This is a genomic window from Seonamhaeicola maritimus (genome assembly GCF_008056315.1).
Classification (GTDB): Bacteria; Bacteroidota; Bacteroidia; order Flavobacteriales; family Flavobacteriaceae; genus Seonamhaeicola; species Seonamhaeicola maritimus.
Genome location: NZ_VRKQ01000013.1, coordinates 755 through 988, shown reverse-complemented (window position 1 = coordinate 988; position 234 = coordinate 755). Strand labels below are relative to the sequence as shown.

Genomic DNA, 234 nt, shown 5'->3' with positions numbered 1-234 from the left:
TTGATAATGGTTCCAATGATGCTTGTGGTATTCAATCACTTGCTTTAGATGTTACGTCTTTCGATTGTTCTAGTGTAGGAACTAATCCTGTTGTTCTTACTGTGACTGATAATAATGGTAATACTGCTACTTGTAACGCTACTGTTACTGTAGAAGATAATGTAGATCCTACTGCTATCTGTCAAGATATTACAGTACAACTTGATGCTTCTGGTGATGTTACCATTACTGCTA

1 protein-coding gene is annotated in these 234 nt (G+C 35.9%); it reads left to right on the top strand.

Features of this window, described 5'->3' with window-relative positions:
* On the top strand, window positions 1-234 hold a 234-nt coding region (locus FUA22_RS18475; RefSeq protein WP_206667110.1), incomplete at both ends, for a hypothetical protein.